Origin of the sequence: uncultured Gemella sp. (assembly GCF_963525875.1) — a bacterium.
GTDB lineage: Bacteria > Bacillota > Bacilli > Staphylococcales > Gemellaceae > Gemella.
Map to the genome: position 1 here is coordinate 13,470 of NZ_CAURMG010000013.1, position 25,135 is coordinate 38,604.

A 25,135-nucleotide genomic window follows, 5' to 3' on the forward strand; every position below is an offset into this window, starting at 1 on the left:
TATGTAATTTTAGTCTTCTTTAAACGGATTTACTACATCCTGCATGAAGTCATCATCTAAGTTACTCGGGAAATTTTCCCCAAAGTCAGAGAATGATGAACTATCATTAATAAAATCTTGCATAGCTGAATTAGCTTGTCCAAAGTTTTGATTAGTATTGTTATAATAATTTTGATTATTGTTATTATACGCTGGTTGTGATTGAGGTTGATTAAAACTCATTGAGTCAAAACCATTGTTTTGTCTACTATGTGAACTGTTTTTTGATTCAAGGAATTGAACACTTTCTGCTACTACTTCAGTAACATAAACTGTATTTCCATCTTTACCTTGATAATTTCTAGTCTGTATTCTACCTTCAACAGAAATCAGACTTCCACGTCCTAAGAAACGTGCCATATTTTCTGCTTGCTTTCTAAAAGCTACACAGTTAATAAAGTCTGCTTGTCTTTGACCATTTTGGTCAGTGAATGTTCTGTTTACAGCTACTGAGAAGTAAAGCATTGGAATATTCGAACTAGAATATCTCAACTCTGGATCTTTAGTTAATCTACCTACTAATACTACACGATTTACCATAGTATTTCACCCCTTATTTTTCTAATCTTACTACCATGTGACGGATGATGTCATCGCTAATTTTTGCTAAACGGTCGAATTCTTTTGTAGACGCATCTGTTTCTGAAGTTAATTCTACTACATAGTAGTAAGCATCACTGAAGTCTTCGATTTCATAAGCTAGGCGTTTTTTACCTAAATCTTTAACTTCTACTGCTTCTGCACCTTCTGAAAGAATATTTACGAATCTATCAACCACAGCTTTTTTAGCTTCTTCTTCGATACGTGGTTGAACAGCAAACATTACTTCATATTTTCTCATGTGTGTTACCTCCTTTTGGTCTTTGCGACTCTCTAGCTTTCTAAAGAGTAAGGAGTAATAAAATTACTCTAGCGATTATTATATCAACTATAGAAATAAAAAGCAACTAATAACTATAATATTTTTTAATTTTTTTAATATTACTGGAACTTACTTTGGGAATTTACCATTTTTTTTAATATTAAACTTATCTATCTCACCTAAAAACTAAAATTAACATTTTAATATTTCTAACAATCAAAAATGTTTCCCTTGTTCAAGTTAGACTTTTGATATTATACTATTTCTCATGTTCACAAATATTAGTCCAACTACTTAATAAACATACTTTACTTTTTCTTCTATTATATAATAGAATTTACTTTCAATTCCATTGATAACCTTTATCAATTATAGAATCTTTATTTTTACTATAATATTTCACTCTTTACCAATACTTATGACCTTATATTCTGTTATATAATAGATAAAATAAATATTATATAATAAACTGAAAAGCTTACTTTTATAAAGTATTTTATTTGTAGAACAGATTTTTTAACATGAAGAAACTTTCTTCACGAATAAATATTTGTACATTCAAATCGAATAAAAAAATATATATTTTATATAGAAATCAGTTATAACACAGATATTTACTTGTTTAATTTTTAGTGGTAAAATATGATTGTAATTAAATAAAAGGTGTTTATAACAACAGAGATTGAATTTTTAAATCTTATAGATTTTAAATAACACATATTCTCTTTCAGTTATAAATTCCCTAGTCAAAGGAGTTAAATATTATGGCAAAAGAAACATTACAAACTGTAGACCCAGTTGAGGAAGTAAATACACTAGTATCTAAAGCGCTAGTTGCTTTAGATGAATTCAAAAAAATTGAGGATCAAGAAAAAATAGACGCAATAGTTCAGGCTGCTGCTGTAGCTGCACTTGAAGCACATGGCCCTTTAGCTGTAGCTGCAGTTGAAGAAACTGGTCGTGGAGTTGTTGAAGATAAAGCTATTAAAAACTTATATGCATGTGAGTATATCGTAAACTATATGCGTGACCTTAAAACTGTTGGAGTAATCGATAAAGACGATGTAGATGGACTTACAGCTATAGCTGAACCTGTTGGTGTTGTTTGCGGTGTTGTTCCAACAACTAACCCAACTTCAACAACAATTTTCAAATCATTAATTTGTTTAAAAACACGTAACCCAATCGTATTCAGTTTCCACCCATCTGCTAATGAGTGTTCTAAACAAGCTGCACGTATCGTTCGTGATGCTGCAGTTAAAGCAGGGGCTCCTGAAAACTGTATTCAATTTATCGAAAAACCTTCAATGGAAGGAACTCACGCACTTATGAACCACGAGGGAGTAGCTACTATCCTTGCTACTGGTGGTAACGCAATGGTTCGCGCAGCATACTCTTGCGGAAAACCTGCTCTAGGTGTTGGTGCTGGTAACGTACCTGCTTATGTTCACAAAGACGCTAAACTTAAACAAGCAGTTAACGACATCGTATTAAGTAAAGCATTCGACAATGGTATGATTTGCGCAAGTGAACAAGCAGCAATCGTTGATAAAGAATTATACGATGAATTCGTTAAAATCATGAAATCACATCGAGTACACTTCGTATCTAAAGAAGAAAAAACTAAATTAGAAAACTTACTATTTGGTGTTGAAGCAAATTCTGAAAACTGCGCTGGTGCTAAACTAAACTCTGTTATCGTAGGTAAACCTGCTACAGAAATCGCTAGATTAGCAGGATTTGAAGTACCAAAAGGAACTGTAATCCTAGCTGCTGAATGTAGCGAAGTTGGAGTTAAAGAACCACTTACTCGTGAAAAATTATCTCCAGTTTTAGCTGTATTAAAATCTACTAGCACTGAAGATGGTATCGAAAAAGCTAGACAAATGGTTGAGTTTAACGGTTTAGGACATACTGCAGCAATCCACACTCAAGATGAAGAAGTTGCTGAAGTATTCGGTAAAGTTGTTCGTGCATGCCGTGTAGTTTGGAACTCTCCTTCTACATTCGGAGGAATCGGGGATGTTTACAACGCATTTATCCCATCTCTAACTCTTGGATGTGGTAGCTATGGTCGCAACTCAGTATCAGGTAACGTTAGCGCAATCAATTTACTTAACATCAAATTAATCGGACGTAGAAACAACAATATGCAATGGTTCAAATTACCTCCAAAAGTTTATTTTGAACCAAATGCAATTAAGTACCTTAGTGAAATGGAGGGTTTAGAAAGAGTAATGATCGTAACTGATGAATCTATGGTTAAACTTGGATTTGCAGGACGTATCATCGATCAACTAAATCGTCGTAAAAACAAAGTTCAATATGAGGTGTTCGCTGGAGTAGAACCAAACCCAGACATCACAACTGTAAAACGTGGATTAGAAATCATGAATACTTTCAAACCTAACGCTATCGTAGCTCTAGGTGGTGGATCTCCAATGGACGCAGCTAAAATCATGTGGTTATTCTACGAAAGACCAGACGCTGACTTCACTGAACTAGTTCAAAAATTCGCAGATATTAGAAAACGTACTGTTAAATATCCTCACTTAGGACAAAAAGCTACATTCATCGCTGTACCAACTACATCAGGTACTGGTAGTGAAGTTACACCATTCGCAGTAATCTCTGATAAAGAAAATGATAAAAAATATCCGTTAGCAGACTACGCTATCACTCCACACGTAGCAATCGTTGACCCAGTACTAGTTCAAACAGTACCAGCTAGACCAACTGCTGCAACAGGTATGGACGTATTGACACACGCAACCGAAGCATATACTTCTATCCTTGCTAACGACTATACTGATGGTTTAGCACTTCGAGCAATCAAACTTGTATTCGAAAACTTAGAAAAATCTGTTAAAGAATTCGACAAAGACGCTAGAGAAAAAATGCACAATGCTTCTTGCTTAGCAGGTATGGCTTTCGCTAACGCATTCTTAGGAATTTCTCACTCAATGGCTCACAAAATCGGTGGTAAATTCCACACTATTCACGGTGAAACAAACGCAACATTATTACCATACGTAATCAAATACAACGGTACTCGTCCAGGTAAAGTGGCTCTATGGCCTAAATACGAACACTATCAAGCTGATGAAAGATTCCAAGATATCGCTCGTATGCTAGGGCTAAAAGCTGATACTCCTGAACAAGCAGTTGATTCTTATGCTCAAGCAGTATTCGAACTTGGTAAACGTGTAGGAACTCCAATGTGCTTCAGAGATCACGGTGTAGATTACGAAGCATTCAAAGCAGCTCTACCTACTCTAGCAATGGATGCATATGAAGATCAATGTACTCCAGCTAACCCAAGATTAGCTCTAATCAAAGATATGGAAGGTATCATGGAAGCAGCTTGGTTCGGATTCGACGAGAAAAAATTCGTAGAAAATCAATAAGCTATTCATTCAAATAACTAAACATTAGACTCATACTTCCTTTCATCCTAGAAGTAATGAATAGAGACAGCCCCTTAGAAAAAATCTAAGGGGCTTGTTTTATTTATTATTGTCTAACTTTAAACGAATATATCAAAACAACTATTAATAATATTAACAAACTATATAATGCAAATGCTGTACTAATAGCATTAGCGAAAAATAATACAACTGTTGTTCCTATTGGTACTGAAATTGTAATAACAGTACTAAAAATACTATATATTGATGTTTGTTTTTTCTCAGGCACTGATTGTAAAATCAATGCATCTAGTTTTGGATTCGATATTCCTGCAAAATAACCTATTATTACAGTTAAAATCACGAGTATAAATTTATTTTGAAGTATCAATAGATTTCCTACATACATAATGAATAAAATTATTTCTAATATAGCATTATTTCTCAAACTCATATTTTTATAAAAACTAATTTGGTAAACTCCTCCGGCAATTGTACTAAGTACCTCCACAATTTCTAATAAAGTAATAGTATAAGCTACATTCCCAAATAATAAGCTATCATTTTTTACTAAAATTACTAAAAGTAAGGCAAACATCGCTGATGAATAAAAATTCATGCCTAGAAATAGTAAAATGAAGTTATATATTTTCTTTATTTCACGAAGTATTTTAAAGTTTTCAATAGTATCCTTTAAAAATTTTTTTACACTCACCTTTTCTGTATTCTCAACTTTAAAACTACCAATCTCGTCTTTCATCTCATTTTTATATTTTGCTAGTATTAAAAATGCTATCAAGAAAAGCGTTGCATTCAACATACCAAAGTATGAGTAATTATAACTTAAAAGCCCTAAAACGAATACTCCAACAGCTTTTCCACCAAGTGAGATTGTATTGTTTATAGAACTGATAAATGCTAATGCTTCACTTAGTTGTTCTTTACATACCAATCTAGTATTTGTCGACATTGATAAATAGCTATTATATCCACCTAGAATATCCGCAACTATATTTACAAATACTAATACAATAAAAATCCACCATTGTACGCCGTAAATACACACTAAGGCAAATAACGAAAATAATAAAAACTGATAAAATCTCGTAGATAGTATTCTATCATACTTATCTTTTGTCTGATCTGCAAAATATCCTAAGATGAATGAGATAATATAAGGTAATGTTGTAGCTATTGAAACTATACTCACCGCTAATTCTGGATTCGGTAAACTCGTTGCATAAATAATAAACGCAATGTCAAATAGCGTTCTACCCGCATTCCCAAAAGCCAATGAAATAGTGAATAGCCTATAGAGTTTATTTTTCAAGAAAATATTCATCGAATACCACCTCCTATATTATTTTATATTTTACAATCAAACTGTAAAGTTTTCAATAACCAAAATATCCCCAATACATTTTCCACAATAAAACTAAAAAGAGCAACTAAATGAAATTCTAATTCCCATGAACTCAAATTCATTTTAGTTACTCTCTATTTTATATCCTATCCCTCGTGAAATATTCGTACATATCTTCACGAATTGGAGTCTGTATTTTATAGAAGAATTGAATTACTGTATCTCCGCTTCTTTCTCTAGCTACTAATTTAGGCTTTCCTGTCGTCTTCATCTCACCTAGGAAATAAAAAATTCGTGCTCCATCTTTATCATCTTTATTTTTTCTCATAAATAGATAGATTTTCGTTTCATTATTATAGAAATAATCGCACTCTTTTGATTCTAAATTCCTTCTAGGCTTCGACATCGAAGTAAAACCATTATCCGGTAAAAATCCATGTGTGTAATCACGGTTAAATGAATTTTCATCAATGTCGTAATTAATAAACACTGGTAAAGTCTTTGTTCTTTCATCGTACTTATAACCACCTATAGCTAGTGGTACGTAGTTAATTCCCCATGAGAATAATTTGCAAATATCCTCAAAACTATATTTTTCATACAATACAAAATTAGTATCTTTGTATAAATTATCTTTGTAATATTTATTATATCTATATATTCCATAGTCTACCAAATCTAGTAATAATTCCCTAAAAATCTCTGATTGTAACTGTTCTTCAAATTCTTTAGACGCTTTTATCTCTGATGCATTCTCATCTAAAAATATACAATCATGAAACTTCTTCTTAGTAACACTGCTAGTTACAAAATTATTAGTAAGTATCTTTCTACTAACATCCAGCTCATAATCTGCAATAAATTTATTATAATCTTTCAACATAATTTCTTCAAACTCTGTAAGAATATCATGCTTCTTCTCATCTAATAACAAACGTAAAATTATAAGTTCTTCTATCTTTTTACTCAAGATTAAATTAGTAGAGACAAAATTCAACATATTCTCTGAAGTCTTTGTCAGTTTTCCACTATATTCAAACTGTTTTTCCTTCTTAGATAAGAATGAATAATAACTTCCAGCTACCTCGAAAATCTTTCTAACATCTATGGCATCATAGTTCTCAAAGTCTGAATACGTAGGTATTCTTCCTAGTTTATTTTTTAGCTTATTATATTCATCAGTAACAAATAACCACGTATTTAACTTCACATTGTCTATCGCGCTATAAATTCGCTGTTTAGAGATTTCATCAAAATGAATAGTCGACATCCCCGGAATATACCTAGTCCCTTGAGATAAAAACTTTCTTACAGTATCTTTGTCATAACTATTGTCTCCAGATAGAGCCACTGGGATTAAAAAGTTGTTTTTATAATTGGCGATAAAATCTATTATTACGACAAACTCCTTATCTGCAGATTTTCTTAAGCCTCGACCTAGCTGTTGAATAAAGATAATAGAACTTTGAGTAGGTCTTAACATAATTACCTGATTAACCTCAGGAATATCTACACCTTCATTGAAAATATCTACAGTAAAAATATAATCTAACTGTTCTCCATCATTCGCAACTAACTTAGCAATCTCCTGTTCACGGCGCTCCTGACTGTCTTCACCCGTTAAGCTAGTAGTATTATAACCACGTGCGTTAAACTCTTCACTCAGTACCTTAGCTTCTTGTTTTGACGAACAGAAAACTAGACCCTTTACCCTATCTCCTGAATAACCATAATAATCGATCTTACTTATAATATGCTCAACGCGTTCATTAGACACTAGATTTGAAAACTCGCTCAGTTCGTCAATAACCTTACCATCAACTTCTAGATCACTAATCCCGAAATAATGAAACGGACATAATAATGAATTTTCCATCGCTTCTTTTAAACGAACTTCATAAACAATATTATTGTTAAATAATTCATAAATATTAAAACTATCCGTTCTATCCGGACTTGCCGTCATCCCTAGATAAAATGTCGGTTTGAAATAATCCATCAATCTAAGATAACTGTCAGCTCCTGCCCTATGCACCTCATCTATTATAATTTCTTCAAAATGAGTCTCGTTAAAACTCTTAAAAACATCTTCTTTAGATATAGTTTGAACAGTAGAAAAAATAAAATCGGCTTCTATATTTTTCTCTTTACCTGTAAGAAGACCATAGCTACGACTAGTTCCAAAAATAGTCTTAAATGTCTCCAGCGCCTGACGAGCAATCTGTTCTCTATGGACTATAAACAACAATCTCTTAGCACCTATACTCTTCATCGCAAAAGCAGCCGCAAATGTCTTACCAGTTCCTGTCGCGGAAATAAGAAGCCCCTTGTTATCTTGATTACGTAGTTTTTCAAAATTTTCTATAAAACTCCTTTGCATCTTATTCGGTTTAATTTCCTCGGAAATAATTTTCTTAGTAATAGTTTCAATCTTATTAGTAGCGAATTCTTCAACATATTTATCTTTTATTTCAAAATAAGGCTTAGATTTCATCCATAAGCTATTAAACTCATATAAGACATTATCAACTAAAATCCTATCCCCTTCAATAAAGGTATTCCATTCTTTATTTATAGTCAGTGCAGCACTCGTTAAGTTCGAACTTCCCATCAGCACTTTCCATGAATCACCGCGTCTAAATAAATAACCTTTAGTGTGAAAGCCATGTTTATTTTCTATACAGTCATAAATTTTTAGAGATATATTTTTAAAAGTAGACAATTTCTCTAACACCTTAGGAGTATTAAAATATAAATAATTCGTCGTTAAAATTTTCCCACGGATATTCTTCTCTTCTAAATTCTTCAAAGTTTGAAGTAAACTAGTTAAACCACTTTCAGAAATAAACGCCACGCTGAAAATAAATTCATCGCATATTTCTAATTCACTCTCAAGCGTACTAAGAACTTTCTTCGCTTCTAAATGATTATTATAAACAAATGTATTCTTCATTTTAACCTCCTTCTGTTAGATTAGCCATTAATTATTTCATATGTTATTAAGGCTTCTTTCATAACTTTTACATTATGAACACGAACCATTCTAGCTCCTCGTTTCACCGCTTCTAATGATAAAGTAGCACTTACTATATCTCTATCTTTCGGATTACTATTACCACCAAGTACATAATCTGTTGTTCTCTTTCTACTTACCGCATATAAGATTTCACAACCTAATGAATTAAGTAACTCTAGTTTTCGTGTAATTTCTAGGTTAGCTTCTGCAGTTTTACCGAATCCCATTCCAGGATCGACAATAATATTTTCTTTCTTCACACCTGCATTTAGACAAATATCAACACTTTCACCTAGTTCGCGTACAACTTGTTCAATCTCACGACCTTCTTCTACACCACCATTGTGCATGATGAAGATTGGAATATCATACTTAGCAGCAACATCAGCCATAGTGCTCCCTTTAGCTCCATTCACATCATTTAGCACATCAACACCAGCTTCAATCATATATTTAGCTACATTAGGCTTATATGTATCAACACTAAAACATACATCAGGGAATGTTTTTCTTAAAGTTGGAAATACGCTTTTCAGTCTAGCAAGTTCGTCTTCCTCACTAACTACAGTCGAACCTGGACGAGTCGATTCCGCACCGATATCAATAATATCCGCACCTTCAGATACCATCTTACGAACACCTTCAATCGCAGCTTCCACATCGTAGAAATCTCCCCCATCCGAAAAAGAATCCGGAGTAAAGTTCAATATCCCCATAATTAAATATTTTTTTTCATTTAATAATTTTTTTAATTTATTCATTCTATCACCTTATCGTTTTATTTTGCATACCTTACTATTATATCACGTGACTTTGGTGTTTGCAGTAAAAAAGGAAGTGACTCAAAAATCGTGATTTTAGAATTACTTCTCTAAATTATTAATTGAGTACTGCTCCTAACTTTCTATTCACTCTGTTTCTTCAACGAACGAATAACTGGTTCTTTTCTAAATGCATAGTACAATTGAACAGCCATTATGCACCATAGAATGGGTTCTACGAGTATTACACCTAGGTATCCTGTACTTGGTATTATAAATATCACAAAGAATATTTTCCCAAGCATTTCGATAATACTCGAAATAAGTGGCATCATCTTTTGCCCTAAACCTTGCAAGGCATTTCTTAGTATTACTAATACACTTAATACCGGATAAAATGCTGAACTAATTTTTAGATATAATGAAGCTTGATAAATTAATTCTTCATCATTGCTTCCAGTGACAAGTTCATTTAAATATGGACTAGCAAAAAATAATACAATACTAATAAAAATTGACCAAGTAATCGCAATAGTCATCGCTTGTCTAAGACCTTCAACAATACGTCTATATTGTCTCGCACCAAAATTCTGAGATGTGAAGGTTGTTACAGTCGCATTCATAGCTATTATTGGAAGAAGTGCAAATATCATTATTCTTCTAGCACTTGTCTGGGCACTGATAATCGTTGAACCTAAGGCATTAATCGAAGTTTGCAAAATTAAAGTTCCAATCGAAACAACAGAAAACATAAGCCCCATAGAAATACCTTGGCCCAATAGATCAGCATAAAGTTTTTTATTCCATGTAAAATGTTTTTTAGATGGGATTAAAAACGGAGTTTTTTTACGAATATAAATAAAACACAATACAGCAGACACTCCTTGTGAAATAATTGTTGCTACCCCAGCCGAGCGCACACCCATATGTAAGTATGCAATAAAATATATGTCTAATACAGTATTAACAATTGCTGAAAAAATTAAAAAATATAATGCAGCCTTACTATCTCCTACTGCTCGAAGTAGTCCCGCAAATAAATTATACGCAAGAGTAACACCTACAAATACTACTATAAGATAAATATACTCATAAGACTGAGCAATAATATTACTTGGTGTCCCAAGTAATTTCAATAATGGATATAAAGCAAAATTACCTAATACGGCAATCACAATACTCAATACCCCTCCTATTACAAACATAGCAGCTACAGCACTCTTTAACTTTTCATAGTTTCCTGCACCATAATAACGGGCAATAACTATACCCATACCATTTCCTGTACCTAATGCAAAACCAACTACAAGCTCAAATATCGCAGCAGTAGCTCCAACAGCAGCAAGGGATTCTTCTCCAAGGAATCTACCAACAATCATAATATCCACCGTATTATAGAGTTGCTGAAAAATATTTGCTATCATAACCGGTATCGCAAAAGCAATCATCACCCGTAATATCGGACCTTCTAATAAATTTACTGATGTTTTTTTCATAAATAATATTATAGCACTTTGAATTAAAGATTCAAGGAATAACTTGAAAACTATTCTGAAAATGGAGAAAGGGACTGATAAAATAATCAGTCCCATATATTATGAAAAAAAATATTATTAAGTTTTGGTATGTTTATATTTTATAACCCAAACCTTATGTAAACTTAAAACTATAGTTAAAATGAAACTAAAGTTATTATTTTTCATAGTTAATTTCAAATCTACTAATCAATATAACCAGGGTTGCCCCAAAAGTCCTAAAATTTAACAAAGTTCATATAAAAACTCATAGACGTAGTGGTTTATTGATATCTAAATTCGCTTTATAAAAGCTTTTAGATATCTAATAAACTGTGCAAGGGGAACTCGATAAAATCTTTTTTCTTAAGAAATCGTGATTTTTAGCTTTAACTTAAATCCCTTCAACAAATCCCCAAAATTATATCCTTTACAATTCATCTTTATCATTATAAAATTAAGTGTATATTATTAGAAATGTTGGTGTTTATTTATGAATTTGAATTGTAAAATAAAATTTGAGAAATATTTAAAAGAAAATAATTTAGAAGATAAAAATAACATATTAGAACTTTTCAGTCAGTTAAGTTTAGAACAACTTGCTGAAAAACTTTTGACTTTAGATGAAGATGAAATTGTGAACTATGCAATTGAGTGTGTTTGTGAAGAACTTCTTATTACTTCATCGTATAAAATAGAACGTACTGGTATGAAACTTGGTCTTCATAGAATGGAACATATTCTTGAACTCTTCGATCATCCTGAAAAAGACCTTAAGGTAATTCATGTTGCTGGAACTAATGGTAAAGGATCTACTTGTTCTTATTTAAAGGATGTCTTAAAAACTAAGTATAAAGTTGGATTATACACAAGCCCTGGTATGCTGAGTTTTAACGATAGAATTCGTGTTAATGATGATTTTATTTCGTACAAAGAAGCTTATCGTTTATTCAAACTAGTTCAAGAAACTTACGACAAAAATAATCCAGATCCTAGTGATAAACTGTCATTCTTCGAAATCATCACTGGTGTAGCTTTATTATACTTTAGAAATCAAAAAACAGACTTCGTAATTATGGAAGTTGGTCTTGGTGGAAGGTATGACGGAACAAATATTTTTAAAGAGAAAGTATTATCTATTATTACAAAAATCGGTCTAGATCACACTGCGATTCTTGGCGATACTCTTGAAAAAATTTCTTATGAAAAAGGTGGAATTATTCAAGAAAATGATAATGTTCTAATTTACCCTGCTTGTGAAGGTGTTGTAAATGTAATAAAAGACATCTGTCAGGAGAAAGATGCTAACTTAAATATCCTAAATGAAAAAGATATTGTTGTGAATAAAGTTGAAGCTAAAGGCAATGAATTTTCATATAAAGGTATAGATTATTCTACTAAAATGGTCGGAGCTCACCAAGCTTTTAACGCATCTTTAGCTTTAGAAGCATTATCTAACCTGAAAAAACGCAATATTATTGATATAGAAGATGAGGTTATAAAAGAAGCTCTAAGTAAATCAGTTTGGGTAGGACGTTTAGAATGGATTCGTGAAAATATCCTTCTAGATGGCGCGCACAACAATGATGGTATTGATAGTCTAGTAGCATACCTAAATAAACAAAAATTCCCTAAACTAAAGATTCTACTTGGTATTCTGGAAGACAAAGATTATAAAGATATGATTGAAAAATTAAAAACAATCCCTGCTGAATTCTCAGCAACAAAAGTTCCAATCGAAATTAAAGAATCAAATCTTGATAATCTAGTTCAAAGTTTTGGTGATACTCATGTTACTAAATACGATAATTACGAGGTTGCTTTAAACAATATTATTCCAACTCTGAAGGACGATGAAATTCTTCTAATTACAGGTTCACTTTATCTTATCTCAGGAGTAAGAGGTGAAATATTAGAGAAATATTAAATACATAAAAAGAACCAGCATCTCTGCCGGTTCTTTATTTTTCTATTCATAGTTTTCTACAAAATGTTTTATCGCCGCTGCAAAATCTTCTACTACATGTGTAGCCTGATCTTTTACTTCTTGTGGCGCACGGTTCATACAGTATGAGATGTCAGCTACTTTAAACATATCCACGTCATTTCCCGAATCTCCTAAAGCTATTACCCTATCATATCCTGACTTAATAGTTTCTATACCACTTGCTTTAGAAATATTTTTTGCTGTGATCTCCATACGTGTTGAACCTGATTTATAAATCTCTACTTCTGGAAATTTTTCTTTCATTATATCGTAATGATAATCTAATTGTTCTTTTGTTGGTCTTACATTTATTTTATAGATTGTTTTTCCTTTTAACAGTTCAAAAGGATTTTCAACACAAATGAGTTCCATGTTCCACAATCTATCTTTTTTCTCATGATCAAAATTACCGATACGTTGTTTTCCATCTAAAGCATCAAATATTAATTTGCTTTCCTTTAGATATTCGAATATTCCAGTTAAATCTTTAGTAGGAATATGTTTTTCAAAAAGAACTTCATCTTGTCTTGTTACGACCGCTCCGTTAAACCCTATCATGTGTGTAACATCCATATCATTACCTTCGGCAATGTATTTGATTTCTTCAACAGAACGCCCAGTCGCAACTGAGAAATCCCCGTAATTTTTAGCATCATGATACGCTTTTAAATCTTCTTTTTCAACGAACACTGAATTTTTTACAAATGTTCCGTCTAAGTCTGTAACAAACAAATTCTTCATGAAATTATTCCTCCATACCAAGCATGTCTTGGATTTCCATTTTTAATACATTGGCATGAGAACCGTAGATTGATTGCATTTGCATATCACTCTCCGCAAATCCCATAGCTCCAAGTTTTGTTGTAATACGTTCTTGATCAACTACACTTTTATCTTTTACATTAATTCTTAAACGAGTAATACAAGCATCTACCGCTTCGATGTTATCTGGACCACCGTGCGCTTTAATTAACTCAGTAGCTTGTTTTCTAATACCTTCTGGTGTTTTTTGTACTGTTTCCATTACTTCATCATCGCCAGCAGCTACGTCAACTGATTTTGGTGCTTCTTCTTTACCAATTGTAGCGATTTCTACACCAAGTTTAGCACGAGCTTCGTTTTTATTAGATAATTTAACATCATCTCCGTCTTCACGACCAGGAGTTTTAAGATCGAATTTAACAATCATAAATCTGAATACGATGTAGTAGATAAAGAAGTAAACTACACCAACGATTGGTACTAACCACCAAGCTGTTTTAGGACCTTGAAGTACTCCGTAGATTACCCAGTTAATAAATCCGTGTCCAGTTGGAGTAGCTACCCCAGCTCCTAACATGTGCATTACGAATAATGCTGAACCAGCTAAGAATGCGTGTACTACATAAAGAATAGGTGCTACGAATAAGAATGTAAATTCGATTGGTTCTGTGATACCTGTTAAGAATGAAGTACCTGCAGCTGCGAATAATAATGATCCTACAACTTTACGTTTTTTCTCGTCAGCTGTTTTGTACATTGCATAAGCTGCACCAGAAAGACCGAACATAAAGTAAACGAATTTACCACCGTTAAATCTTGTTATACTTGGATCTACGTGTTGTACGTTTGGATCAGCTAATGATGCTAAGTAAGCGTTGATTGTACCAACTACACGTTGTCCACCAATTTCCCAAGCTCCACCTAGTTCTGTTGTACGAACTGGCCAGTTTAAACCATGGTGAAGACCGAATGGTAATAATGCTCTCTCTACTAAACCATATAGGAACGTTCCAATAGGTCCTGACTTAAGGATGAAGATTGATAATACACTGATACCTTTTTGTACTGGAGGCCATACGAAGAATAATCCAGTAGCAACTGCTGACATGATTACGATAGTTGCGATAGGTACGAAACGTGGTCCACTGAAGAATCCAATAACTGTTGGTAATTGAACTTTAACAGCCCACTTATGGACGAAGTATACAACAATACCTACAATGATACCTCCGAATACACTAAGGTCCATTGTTTGAATACCAAGTACTTTTGTCTGCATGGCATTTGATAATGCTAATTTTGCTTCGTTACTTGATAATTTACTAGTGTCTACTAATTTGTGACTTTGTACTAATAGGAAGTTAAGTACGTAGTGTAATACGATGAATCCTAGTAAACCAGAAAGTGCAGCAGAACCTTTTTCACGTTTTGCTAAACCTACAGCTACCCCAACCGCAAATATAATTGGTAAGTTGTTGAATGCTGTATCCCCTAATACGATTAGGAATTTCATAATAAATTGAATAATGTCATTTTTTAACGCTGGGAACATTTTTAGTGTGTTTGAATTACTGAAGGCTGTCCCGATCCCTTTAATAATACCTGCACCAGGAAGTACAGATACTGGTAATAAGAACGAACGTCCGAATTGCTCAAAAGCAGAGACGAATTTATTTTTTTTCTTTGCCATTACCTTTTCTCCTTTTATAATTTTGTATAGCCATATTATATCAGATTTGAAAACGATTTTTCCTATTTTGCCTAAAAGTTCCTTCATTTGTAATTTATTACTATTTTAGTAAAATTTTACTAGACTATGTAAACCATTGATAAAATAGCTTTTATTTTCTAGATTTTTATGTTATGATACATAATACTGAGTAAAGAAAAGGAAATTCATTAATAAATTTTACTCTCGGAGGCAAATTATGTTTTTTGACAATCTAAAAGACAATTATGATAAACTATCTATCTCTGAACAACAAGCCATCGATTATCTTATGAAACAAGAAAATATTGAACATATCACTTTAAAAGAAATTAAGCAGGCTGTTCTCGTTTCTTCTTCTACCGTAATTCGCGCTTGCAAAAAACTAGGTTACAATACTTTTATCGATCTAAAATACGATCTGAAAATTAGTAAAGAACTAGCTAAAAATAGTAATCACTCTACTTCATCTACTTTTATCACTCTAAAAGAACAGCTAAGTGTTGAATTTTCTAGAACAATGTCAATTCTTAACCAAGATGACTTTGATATTTTTGCCGAAAAAATAATCAACGCACGCCGTATTTTTTGTCTAGGTAGCGGTTCTAGTTATATGGTTATGAGTGACTTTAATAGAAAGCTTAAACTTATAAACTTATGGGCAAACGATTATTTCGAGCACTATTCTATTAAAAGAATTCCTGACATCTGTACAAAAGATGATGTGATTTTAGTGTTTTCTCTTAGTGGTAATACTGATGTTATTAATGATTGTATTCTAGAAGCAAAGCAAAGCGGCACTACAATCCTATCTATTACGAGCCTTACAAACAGCCCTCTAGCTAAAATGAGTGACCATTTAATAAAAGTCTATGATGCTCCAAAAAATAGGAAGAAAATTCGTTCTCGTCTTATGCTTAATGTAGTTGGTATTATACTTTTTGAGACTATAGTTAATACAATAAGCCCTGGTCAATATGTAATTGACTAATAACTAAGGGAGTGACTCAAAAATTGTCATTTTGAGTCACTCCCTGTTTGACATATGTCTAACTAGTTTTTCTTATTTTTCACTTTATTTTTTGGAACTCTTTTTGCTGTTCCTATATTCCAAACTGTTTCCTCTTGAGCAGCTATTTCTTTATAGATATTCGCATTATCTTTTTCTATACTAGCATCATTTTTAGAACTTAAAACCTTTTTTTCTTCTACTTTAGGTTCTGATTTTTTTATCTGCGTTTCAGATTTTTTCTCAGGGGTATTAATTGAAAGTCCCGTTGTTGAAATCCCTACTTGCTTATTTGTATCAGAAGCTACATTTCTAGATGCTGAACCATATACAGAAGAATAAACAGGTGAAGGTTTAAACTTACCAACACTACGAGGTTTTGGTGTTATTGTATTTGAGTTCATCATTTGTCCCGTTACTGATCTTGTAGCTGTAGACAATCCTGCTGAAGAATATTTTTCAAAAATAGCATTAAGTATTTTTTGATTATTTTCGATTTTTTCTTTACTTACAGGTCGATAACCATAATCAACAGTTTTGTATTCACCTAATTTAGAACCATTCCCTTTATCAAAGTATTCAAAAACATCATTAGTATATAGTTTTTCTGTATATTCTATTCCGCGCTCTACTTCCTCTTCTTTGACATCTTTCTTAGGAGTTGCACTTCCTTCTACTCTCATTTGGGCAACTTCTTTTGGAACAACTTTTTCATCAGTAAATTTATCAACATCATTAGAAGCTTTGATAACTTTATTATTAGGTGAAACTTCCCTTAATAAACTATCGATATCTACAGAATCTGTTGTTTCGTCTAAATAATTTTTCTCTTCTAATTCTTCGATTTCTTCTTCATCTAGATTATAGTCACTATATCCTGATAATCTATCTTTTTTGATTTCTTTAATCTTTTCATAATCCTCGATTTCGATGTCTTCAATTTTAGCAGCTTCTTCTACTAAATCAACATAAACTTCTTCTTGTTTATCTTTTCTTAAATCTTCTAGATTTTCATTTAACTCTTCGATTTCAGGTAAAGTTTCTTCTTTCTTCGGTGAAACATCTACATTTGCTGATTCTATTAGCTCATCAAGTGCTGTCTTTTCTTGAGATTCATCTGATTTTTTACCTTCGTATAAACCTTTTCTAAAGTTTTCTACATCCTCAGTAACTTCTTGACCTTCTTCAAATCTTTCACCTACAAGTTTTTTACTCACTCTATCAATATCATCTTCAAATAAATCTTCAGAACCTTCTAGTACATCGTCCACAGAAGTGTATTTTAATTTCTCTCGACGACTTCCTTCAGCATCTAATTCTCTAACTTCTAGTTCTGGTATTTCTTGTTTATGAGTTTTACTTTCTTTCTCACGAATTTCATCAAAAATTCCATCTAGTTTGTCGTTTTTCTTAGCGTATAAAGGATTATCTTTTTCTATCTTATCGCTTCTTCTTTCAAGTGTATTAAAGTTTTCTTCGAATTCTTTTCGTGCATCTTTATTTTTAGTAACTCTTTCATCTTGAACTACTACGTCCTCTTGAACTTGTCCTTTAAATGAACTTGCTACTTCTTCTTTTAATTCACTACTATCCTTACCAAGTACTACACTGTCTCCCAAAACATCTATCTTATGATCTTGTTTTAGTCTCTTAGTTCTAACCGCAGCTAATGTTGGATGCGCTCTTCTTGATGGATTCTCATCAAAAATATCCACATCGCGCATTTCAGTACCACTTACACCAAGTTTTTTCAAAGCATCTCCCAAGTCTGTAACCTTACCTGTCGGTACAACTTCTTCTTTTTCTTCATATTCTGTAATATCGATTTCTTCATATTTAGGAGTTACTTTTTGTTCTTCTTCAAACACAATTTCTAGTTCATCATCAGATTGCTTACTTAGTTTTTTATCTGTTATTTCAGATTTTTTCTTAGTAAGATCTTTTTCATTTTCTAATTCTTCTTCGAAATCATCTAAGACTGCATCCAATTCCTCTTGGTCTATTTCATCATCACTGACATTAAATAATTTATCTTTAAGCCTAGAGAAGAAGCCTACTTTTTTCTTACTTTCTTCTTCATAGTCTTCTTCATATTCAGAATCGTCTTCATAATCAGATTCATCTTTATATCTTTCTTTAACTACTCTAGATTTCTCTTTTTCTTCTTGCTTAGCTCTTTCTTTCTGCTCACGTTTTTGACGTTCTAGATATGTTTTGTAGTCCTCAGCCTCATCATCTTCTTCGTCTAAGAACTCTTCATCTTGTTTATTTGAAGCAAATAATCCTTTTATTTTAGACATAAATCCATTTTCTTTTTTAGGTTTTCTATCTTTTTTGAACTCTTCTTCAAAATCTTCATCTTCATAATCATCGATTTCAAAGTCATCTAAATCAACTTCTTCATAGTCATCTAATTTTTTTGTAGTTTTTTCGTAGTTTTCGCTAAACTCTGGAGATAATTCATCATCAAATGATTTCCTATTTCTATTAGAACTAAAATCTATTTCAAAATCTTCTTCATCTTCATAATAAACTCTTTCTCTTTTTCTATTTTCAGCTCTTTTTTCCCTACGTTCAGCTAATTCATCTTTTTTCTCTTTTTCCTCTTTTTTAGCTGTGTTTTCTTCGAATACTTCATCTTCATCTTCTTCTAAGAACCATTTTTTCCAATTAACCATATTTCACACCTCCTAGTTAGATTCTATTTAAGATTCAAATCTTTCACACGAGTTCCTACTTTAGTATCTGCTTCTAATACTAAAATACCTCTTGCTTCTTCTTGCGGTAACCCTAGCTCTCGTTTTGAACAAAGCATTCCATTTGATTCAACCCCGCGCAGTTTTGATTTTTTAATTAATAAACCACTCGGCATCATAGCGCCACTTAGTGCTACAACAACTTTTTGTCCTGCTTCTACATTTGGAGCACCACATACAATTTGTAAGGTCTCTTCTTCACTAACTTTTACTTCTGTTACTTTTAACTTATCAGCATCAGGGTGTTTTTCACAACTTAGAACTTCCCCAACTACAAAGAACTCATCATTATTACCTTCTAGGTCAATTTTAATCCCATTCTTCTCTAAACGTTTTTGAAGAATTTCTTTTTGTTCTTCCGTTAAATCGATACTACCTTCTCCATCTAATTTTAAATTCTCAACATTGAAAATATTTAAACCTACTAAAGCACCATTTTCATCTTTAATTAGTGTAATATTCTTCTTATCTTCGTATGTTACCTCTTCTTTACTCTGAATAGTAATTAATAATGTTTCTCCTAACATTTTCTTGTTGTAAAAAAATAACATAAATCTCTCTCCTATAATAATTTTAATTTTAAAGTTATTCTACAAAAATAAAATAACTCTCTAGTTCTTTTCCATCGTATTTAAACGTTATTGTCGTTATTGGTACAAGACCTTCTGTAAAGAAATGTACCATCATCTTCTGCAAAATTTCTAAACCTTGTTTATTCTGCACATCTGCAATTATCAATGTATCTTGATGAGGTAAACCTACGTAGAATGAACCACCTATTTTATCATAAAAGTAATTTAAGGCATTCTTATCGAATATTCTCGCCCCATCATAGCCATCTTTTGCATTTAGGAAATAAAACTTATTTCCTGCAACTTCATCCATATTATACTTAAGTGGTAGTTTTTCTAGATTACCTTTAGCAAAATCTAAAAATTCTTCTTCCGTTTTAGAAAATCTACTAAGAAAACTACCATCTAGTAATTTATAGCCATCTTTAAAATCATAAGCTAAATAAATTCTAGTTTCATTTGTATGATCAAAGCTAACAAGATTTTTCTCATTATCTTTGTTAAAACTACTTGCTCGCACTACTGGATAAATATTCTCCAATAATTCATCCTCAGTTACATCGTCTATAGAAAGTTTTTTTTGTGCATTAAAGTTTCCTACTATGTAGTAAACAAATTCCTCTATCTTCTTGTCACTTTTACTAGTTTTCTTATCTCCTAGCTTCCTCACAAAACTATCTATATCAATCTTAGCACGGCGATTTTCATATTCTAAAATAAAAACACTGTTTTCTTTTTCTTTCCTCTCATGGATTTTTAAAGTGGGTAGTTTTTCTATTATTTTTTCAAATATATAATCTCTTGAATAAGACATATTGCCTCCTATTTTGTGTATAATATGGCAACTTAATTATACCATATTTATTCGCACTCAATCAACACAATTAAGCAATATATACAAATATTATTCACTTTTTTACAGTATATATATTTTATTGCACCTTTACTATTATTTTGTTATAATGGGAGTGACTCAAAAATCGTGATTTCAAAGAAACAAGATTTTATCGAGTCACCCCCGCACAGTTTATTAGATATATAAAAAGCTTTTCTAAAGCATATTTAGATATCAATAAACCACTGCGTCTATGAGTTCTCATATATACTTTGTTAAAATTCAGATTTTTTGGATCTGCCCCCTTCGGAGGATTTTTTATGGATATAGAAATAAAAAGAGCCGAATTACAAACAAAATACAATAACTGGATTAAAAAAAATACTCTAAGATTAGTAGTTGCTTTTATTGCTTATATAGTAATTATCTTAATAAATTTTTTACTATTAAAAAACTCTAAGATTACTCTTTTTTCTAGCTTTTTATTTTTTACATATACAGTTTATGTATTATCATTAATTTGGTTTATAAAAAATAAATTAATCGTAAATATCGACTCAGTCGATTTCGATGTAAAATAAAAGTACTTAAATCAATCACTTGAGATTATTTAAGTACTTTTGTTATTTTCTGTAAACATCTCAGACTTCATCTTTCTTTAAAAATTTTGTGGAATACAACTTTTACTTATAAAAATGAAAACTGAAAATTACACATAAACTTTTTTTCCAAAAAACTAGACAAAAAAACTTACGAAAAAATTTTTTTTATGCTATAATCTGTTAATATTGCTTAAATAATCGAAAGGAGTCAACATGACATTAAAAAGAAATTCTAAATTGTTTCTAGTACTATTCTTAGGAACTTTATCGGCTTTCGGGCCTTTTGTTACAGATTTATATTTACCTGCATTACCTTATATGAGTGAGTTTTTTAATGCTAGTACTTCTACCATTCAACTTACGCTAACAGGTAGTATGGTCGGACTTGCATTAGGACAATTACTTATCGGACCTATTAGTGATAAATATGGTCGTAAAAATCCATTAATAATCAGCTTAATAGTTTACTTACTAAGTACTATCGCTATTATCATTTTCCCCAATGTATATGCAATAATAGTATTACGATTTATACAAGGTGTATCTTCTGCAGGAGCTGTAGTTATTTCTCGTGCTATTTCTACAGATTTATATAATGGACGTGAATTAGCCGCTTTCTTTGCATTACTAATGGCTGTTAATGGCTTAGCGCCTATTCTTTCTCCTATTCTAGGAAGTTTATTACTACAACTTACAGACTGGAGAGGAATTTTCGTTACACTTGCTCTAATCGGTGTGATTTTATTAGCTGTAAGCTTCAAATTCAATGAATCTTTAGCCGTTGAAAAACGCTTAGACCTTCCAATAACTAAGACATATTATTCAATTGTACACGTTGCAAAAAATAGACTATTCTTTGCTCTTGTTATTATTCAAGGATTTGCCTTAGCTGCTATGTTCGCATATATTGCAGCATCGCCATTCATCTTACAAACTCACTATAACTTAACTCCATTAATGTACAGCTTATGCTTTGGTCTAAACGGTTTTACTATAGTTTTAGGAAGTAAGAGCACTAGTAATTTCAAAGAGAAAGTTAGTATCAAACTAGGTTTATCACTCATGTTACTAGTTAGCATCTACCTTGCAGTGGCACTAACACTTACATTACCTTTCCTATTTATTGAAGTAGGATTCTTCCTTCTTTTACTAGGATTAGGATTTATTTTACCTGCTGGTTCTGCTATCGCTATGAGTCTAGAGCGTGAGCGTGCTGGAAGTGCCTCGGCTTTCTTTGGATTTGTACCATTCTTCTTAGGTGGAGTCGTTTCTCCATTAGTAGGAATTGGAAACATCTTCCACTCTAGTGCTATATCAATAGTATTTTGCTCAGCTATATCATTCGTAACATTCAAACTAGTTGAAAAGAAAATATAAATATAAAAAAATAAAGAAGACGATTAATCGTCTTCTTTTACTTATTTATTACATTCCCCAAGCAGATAACCCTTGTGCATTGTAAGCACGAGTTGCCGCTTCGATTTGATCTTGAACTGTTGCTGTAGATCCCCATCCTGGCATAGTTTGGAATAACCCACTAGCTCCTGAAGCATTTCTAGCTCCTACTTGACCATTTGATTCACGAGCGATGATGTGTTCCCAAGTTGACGCTGGCACTCCAGTACGACGAGCCATCTCTTGAGCTGCTGCTACTCCATCCGCTCCTGCTGTGTTCCCATTAGCTAACACAAGTGAACCACCTGGTGCTGAATATGATTGAGCCGGTGCTGCGTATGATTGTTCAGCTGCTGGACGTTGTTTAGTACCAACAACCACTACTTTAGCTGTAGCTTCTGTAATTACTTTTTCAGAAGCAACTTCTCTAGATACTTCTTTACCATTTTCTCTTACAACATTGTAAGTAACTTCTTTTTCACCGTTTTTACCTTCAACTTTTGTAACTTTTTCATCTACATATTTAGAATCATCTTTTTCTTCTTTTGTTTCAAATTTGATTACTTCTTTTTTAGTTTCAGTAGTTTTTCCAGTTCTTAAAATTTTGATTGTATCAACTGTTGCTACCTCACTATTTAATCCAGGTGTAACTTGATCTTTTTCTCCTAAAGTAATATTTAATTCTTTTAAGATATCTTCAACTTTTCTGTAAGTAGTTTTTCTTACCGTAGTTGTATCTCCATCAACGATTGTTACTTCGTGTGCTTTATAGATGTTAATAGTTTCTCCACCGTTAACTTTTGTATCTAAACCTGGTTCTACTCTATCATCTGCTCCAAAAGGAATATCGTTAGCAATAAGAATTTCTCTTACTGTTCCTTTTTTAGTTTTAAGCTCAATTTTACTGCTATTATCTAAATTAACGGCAAAAACATTGTGCCCTGTATATTCTTCCGCTACTACGAAAGCTCCTGATAATAATAATCCCGACGTTGCCGCTGCGGCTATAATTCTACCTAATTTCATTCTATTAATCAATCTCCTTTTTTTCTTCTAATCCGAACAACGTACATGCATTGTTAAATGTTTGTTTTGTTAGTTGTTCATATGACATTTCTTTTAAATCTGCAATTTCCTGTGCTACATAATGCACATATGCTGGTTCATTTCTCTTACCTCTATATGGTGTTGGTGTTAAATATGGACAATCTGTCTCAATTAACAACTTATCTAGTGGACAAGCTTTTGCTACTTCTTTTGGTGTTTTAGCATTTTTAAACGTTACTGGGCCACCTAATGAAATATAAAAGTTCTCTTTTAGCATAATATTCATACTCTCAACTGAACCTGAGAAACTATGCATTATTCCACCTATCTCACTAGCTTTTTCTTCTTGAAGTATTTGTATCGTATCTGCCATTGCATCACGTGTGTGAATTACAATTGGTTTGTTTACTTCTTTTGCTAGTTGAATTTGTCTTCTAAATACTTCTTTTTGAACATCTTTTGGACTTTTATCCCAATGATAATCCAATCCGATCTCTCCAATTGCTACCACTTTATCATTTGTTAAAGCAATATTCTTAATCATTTCGTATTTTTCATCAGTGAAATCTATTGCTTCAACTGGGTGCCAACCGACTGTTAAATATAAAAAGTCATATTTAGCTGTGATTTCCAGTGCTTTTTCTATACTTTTATCATCGAAACCAACTATATTTATTAATTTTACTCCCGCTTCTTTTGCACGAGCAATGGTTTCTTCTAAGTCTTCTAAATAAGCATCATCATTTAGATGCGCATGTGTATCAAATAACATACCACGCCTCCTTACTGTAATGATTATATCAAAACAACGTTTCATTAGAATATCTAAAGTATTTCAATTATGTTACAATACTTTTTCAATTAACATAAAAATTGTTACTTTATACGTTTTCATAAAGATTTAGGGAGAATTATTGTCTTTTTCCAACAATAATTTATTATTTTTTAAGGAGTTATCCAAAAAAAGAAAATGTCTTAGAGCATTTAAACGCTCTAAGACACCTCTGTAAAATAAGTTTATTATACTTAATTTAATTCTCCATGATACCAAACACGTACTTTTCCATTCCCTATTGGGTATATATCACTGAAGTATAATGTACCTGAAACCCAACCATTTCCATCATAAAATTGACTATAATTTACACTTGTTGGGTATGCTGAACCTACAGGATAGTCATAAGGAATACTTTTAGAAATCTTTTCTACAGTATTCTCAGAATTATTCACAATTGTACTTTTATCCGTTACAACATTATTATCTTGATATGTTGTATTTTCTTCATTCACATTAGTATTTCCACCTGATGAAGAATAAACTGTACCAATTCCTAAGCTTCCTGGAAGTAGCACTAATAATAAACTCATTGCTCCTATTTTAATACTTTTTTTCATAAGTATTGACCTCCCTATCTACTTTTTTTAATAATATTATACTCTTTTTTAAAAAAACGACGCAAGCCTTTTCAAGATTGTTTTTATAAAAAACGACTTTAAATA

The 25,135-nt window shown here is 32.1% G+C and carries 19 protein-coding genes and 1 pseudogene; 5 read left to right on the forward strand and 15 right to left on the reverse strand.

Annotation, left to right across the window (positions count from 1 at the left end):
• Positions 1 to 9: 9 nt before the first annotated feature.
• Together RWQ73_RS03725 and rpsF are read right to left on the reverse strand one after the other, a co-directional pair.
• Positions 10 to 579 carry a single-stranded DNA-binding protein gene (locus RWQ73_RS03725; RefSeq protein WP_314406757.1) on the reverse strand — a complete coding sequence of 190 codons (570 nt, stop codon included), beginning with the start codon at positions 577 to 579 and terminating at the stop codon, positions 10 to 12.
• Positions 580 to 592: 13 nt separating this feature from the next.
• Positions 593 to 880, reverse strand: coding sequence for a 30S ribosomal protein S6 (rpsF, locus tag RWQ73_RS03730; RefSeq protein ID WP_314085406.1), 288 nt, complete (start codon positions 878 to 880; stop codon positions 593 to 595).
• Between the two features lie 785 nt (positions 881 to 1,665).
• On the opposite strand from rpsF, the gene adhE reads away from it, so the two are divergent.
• Positions 1,666 to 4,308 (forward strand): bifunctional acetaldehyde-CoA/alcohol dehydrogenase, encoded by a 2,643-nt coding sequence (adhE, locus tag RWQ73_RS03735; protein ID WP_314406758.1) that lies wholly within the window; start codon positions 1,666 to 1,668, stop codon positions 4,306 to 4,308.
• Between the two features lie 106 nt (positions 4,309 to 4,414).
• Here the strand turns inward: adhE and RWQ73_RS03740 are convergent, their stop codons facing one another.
• The 4 genes from RWQ73_RS03740 to RWQ73_RS03755 form a co-directional block, all read right to left on the reverse strand.
• Positions 4,415 to 5,650, reverse strand: coding sequence for an MFS transporter (locus RWQ73_RS03740; RefSeq protein ID WP_314406759.1), 1,236 nt, complete (start codon positions 5,648 to 5,650; stop codon positions 4,415 to 4,417).
• A gap of 160 nt (positions 5,651 to 5,810) precedes the next feature.
• The gene (locus RWQ73_RS03745; protein ID WP_314406760.1) at positions 5,811 to 8,624 is read right to left on the reverse strand and encodes a DEAD/DEAH box helicase; all 2,814 of its coding nucleotides are present in this window, start codon (positions 8,622 to 8,624) and stop codon (positions 5,811 to 5,813) included.
• A gap of 20 nt (positions 8,625 to 8,644) precedes the next feature.
• Positions 8,645 to 9,448 carry a dihydropteroate synthase gene (folP, locus tag RWQ73_RS03750; protein WP_314406761.1) on the reverse strand — a complete coding sequence of 268 codons (804 nt, stop codon included), beginning with the start codon at positions 9,446 to 9,448 and terminating at the stop codon, positions 8,645 to 8,647.
• A gap of 143 nt (positions 9,449 to 9,591) precedes the next feature.
• Positions 9,592 to 11,040, reverse strand: a complete 1,449-nt coding sequence (locus RWQ73_RS03755) for an MATE family efflux transporter (protein ID WP_314406762.1) — start codon at positions 11,038 to 11,040, stop codon at positions 9,592 to 9,594.
• A gap of 415 nt (positions 11,041 to 11,455) precedes the next feature.
• Between RWQ73_RS03755 and RWQ73_RS03760 the strand changes: the two genes are divergently transcribed.
• Positions 11,456 to 12,889 carry a folylpolyglutamate synthase/dihydrofolate synthase family protein gene (locus tag RWQ73_RS03760; protein ID WP_314406763.1) on the forward strand — a complete coding sequence of 478 codons (1,434 nt, stop codon included), beginning with the start codon at positions 11,456 to 11,458 and terminating at the stop codon, positions 12,887 to 12,889.
• A 42-nt stretch (positions 12,890 to 12,931) separates the two neighbouring features.
• On the opposite strand, the gene RWQ73_RS03765 is transcribed toward RWQ73_RS03760, so the two are convergent.
• On the reverse strand, positions 12,932 to 13,690 hold the full coding sequence (locus RWQ73_RS03765) for a Cof-type HAD-IIB family hydrolase (protein WP_314406764.1): 759 nt from the start codon (positions 13,688 to 13,690) through the stop codon (positions 12,932 to 12,934).
• A 4-nt stretch (positions 13,691 to 13,694) separates the two neighbouring features.
• Positions 13,695 to 15,401 carry a PTS transporter subunit EIIC gene (locus RWQ73_RS03770; protein ID WP_314406765.1) on the reverse strand — a complete coding sequence of 569 codons (1,707 nt, stop codon included), beginning with the start codon at positions 15,399 to 15,401 and terminating at the stop codon, positions 13,695 to 13,697.
• 238 nt (positions 15,402 to 15,639) lie between these two features.
• On the opposite strand from RWQ73_RS03770, the gene RWQ73_RS03775 reads away from it, so the two are divergent.
• Positions 15,640 to 16,410 (forward strand): MurR/RpiR family transcriptional regulator, encoded by a 771-nt coding sequence (locus RWQ73_RS03775; protein WP_314406766.1) that lies wholly within the window; start codon positions 15,640 to 15,642, stop codon positions 16,408 to 16,410.
• A 62-nt stretch (positions 16,411 to 16,472) separates the two neighbouring features.
• On the opposite strand, the gene RWQ73_RS03780 is transcribed toward RWQ73_RS03775, so the two are convergent.
• The 3 genes from RWQ73_RS03780 to RWQ73_RS03790 are packed head-to-tail and all read right to left on the reverse strand — an operon-like array spanning position 16,473 to position 20,570.
• A complete protein-coding gene (locus RWQ73_RS03780) occupies positions 16,473 to 19,106 on the reverse strand; it encodes a hypothetical protein (RefSeq protein WP_314406767.1) in 2,634 nt (877 codons plus the stop codon).
• A gap of 23 nt (positions 19,107 to 19,129) precedes the next feature.
• A complete protein-coding gene (gene ytpR, locus RWQ73_RS03785) occupies positions 19,130 to 19,735 on the reverse strand; it encodes a YtpR family tRNA-binding protein (protein ID WP_314406768.1) in 606 nt (201 codons plus the stop codon).
• A gap of 34 nt (positions 19,736 to 19,769) precedes the next feature.
• Complete coding sequence (locus RWQ73_RS03790; RefSeq protein WP_314406769.1) at positions 19,770 to 20,570, reverse strand: DUF1444 family protein; 801 nt, start codon at positions 20,568 to 20,570, stop codon at positions 19,770 to 19,772.
• A gap of 341 nt (positions 20,571 to 20,911) precedes the next feature.
• Here RWQ73_RS03790 and RWQ73_RS03795 point away from each other — a divergent pair, with 341 nt between their 5' ends.
• Positions 20,912 to 21,172, forward strand: coding sequence for a transporter (locus tag RWQ73_RS03795; RefSeq protein WP_314406770.1), 261 nt, complete (start codon positions 20,912 to 20,914; stop codon positions 21,170 to 21,172).
• Positions 21,173 to 21,406: 234 nt separating this feature from the next.
• Complete coding sequence (locus RWQ73_RS03800; RefSeq protein WP_314406771.1) at positions 21,407 to 22,570, forward strand: multidrug effflux MFS transporter; 1,164 nt, start codon at positions 21,407 to 21,409, stop codon at positions 22,568 to 22,570.
• Positions 22,571 to 22,618: 48 nt separating this feature from the next.
• Here RWQ73_RS03800 and RWQ73_RS07970 read toward each other — a convergent pair whose 3' ends face one another.
• The 4 genes and pseudogenes from RWQ73_RS07970 to RWQ73_RS03820 all read right to left on the reverse strand — a co-directional run bounded on the left by RWQ73_RS07970 (position 22,619) and on the right by RWQ73_RS03820 (position 25,030).
• Positions 22,619 to 23,197, reverse strand: coding sequence for a G5 domain-containing protein (locus tag RWQ73_RS07970; RefSeq protein WP_399541036.1), 579 nt, complete (start codon positions 23,195 to 23,197; stop codon positions 22,619 to 22,621).
• 36 nt (positions 23,198 to 23,233) lie between these two features.
• A pseudogene (locus RWQ73_RS07975) lies at positions 23,234 to 23,614 on the reverse strand (ubiquitin-like domain-containing protein); the annotation flags it as partial.
• A gap of 4 nt (positions 23,615 to 23,618) precedes the next feature.
• Complete coding sequence (locus RWQ73_RS03815) at positions 23,619 to 24,407, reverse strand: TatD family hydrolase (protein WP_314406772.1); 789 nt, start codon at positions 24,405 to 24,407, stop codon at positions 23,619 to 23,621.
• 254 nt (positions 24,408 to 24,661) lie between these two features.
• Positions 24,662 to 25,030, reverse strand: coding sequence for a hypothetical protein (locus tag RWQ73_RS03820; protein ID WP_314406773.1), 369 nt, complete (start codon positions 25,028 to 25,030; stop codon positions 24,662 to 24,664).
• Between the last annotated feature and the right edge of the window lie 105 nt (positions 25,031 to 25,135).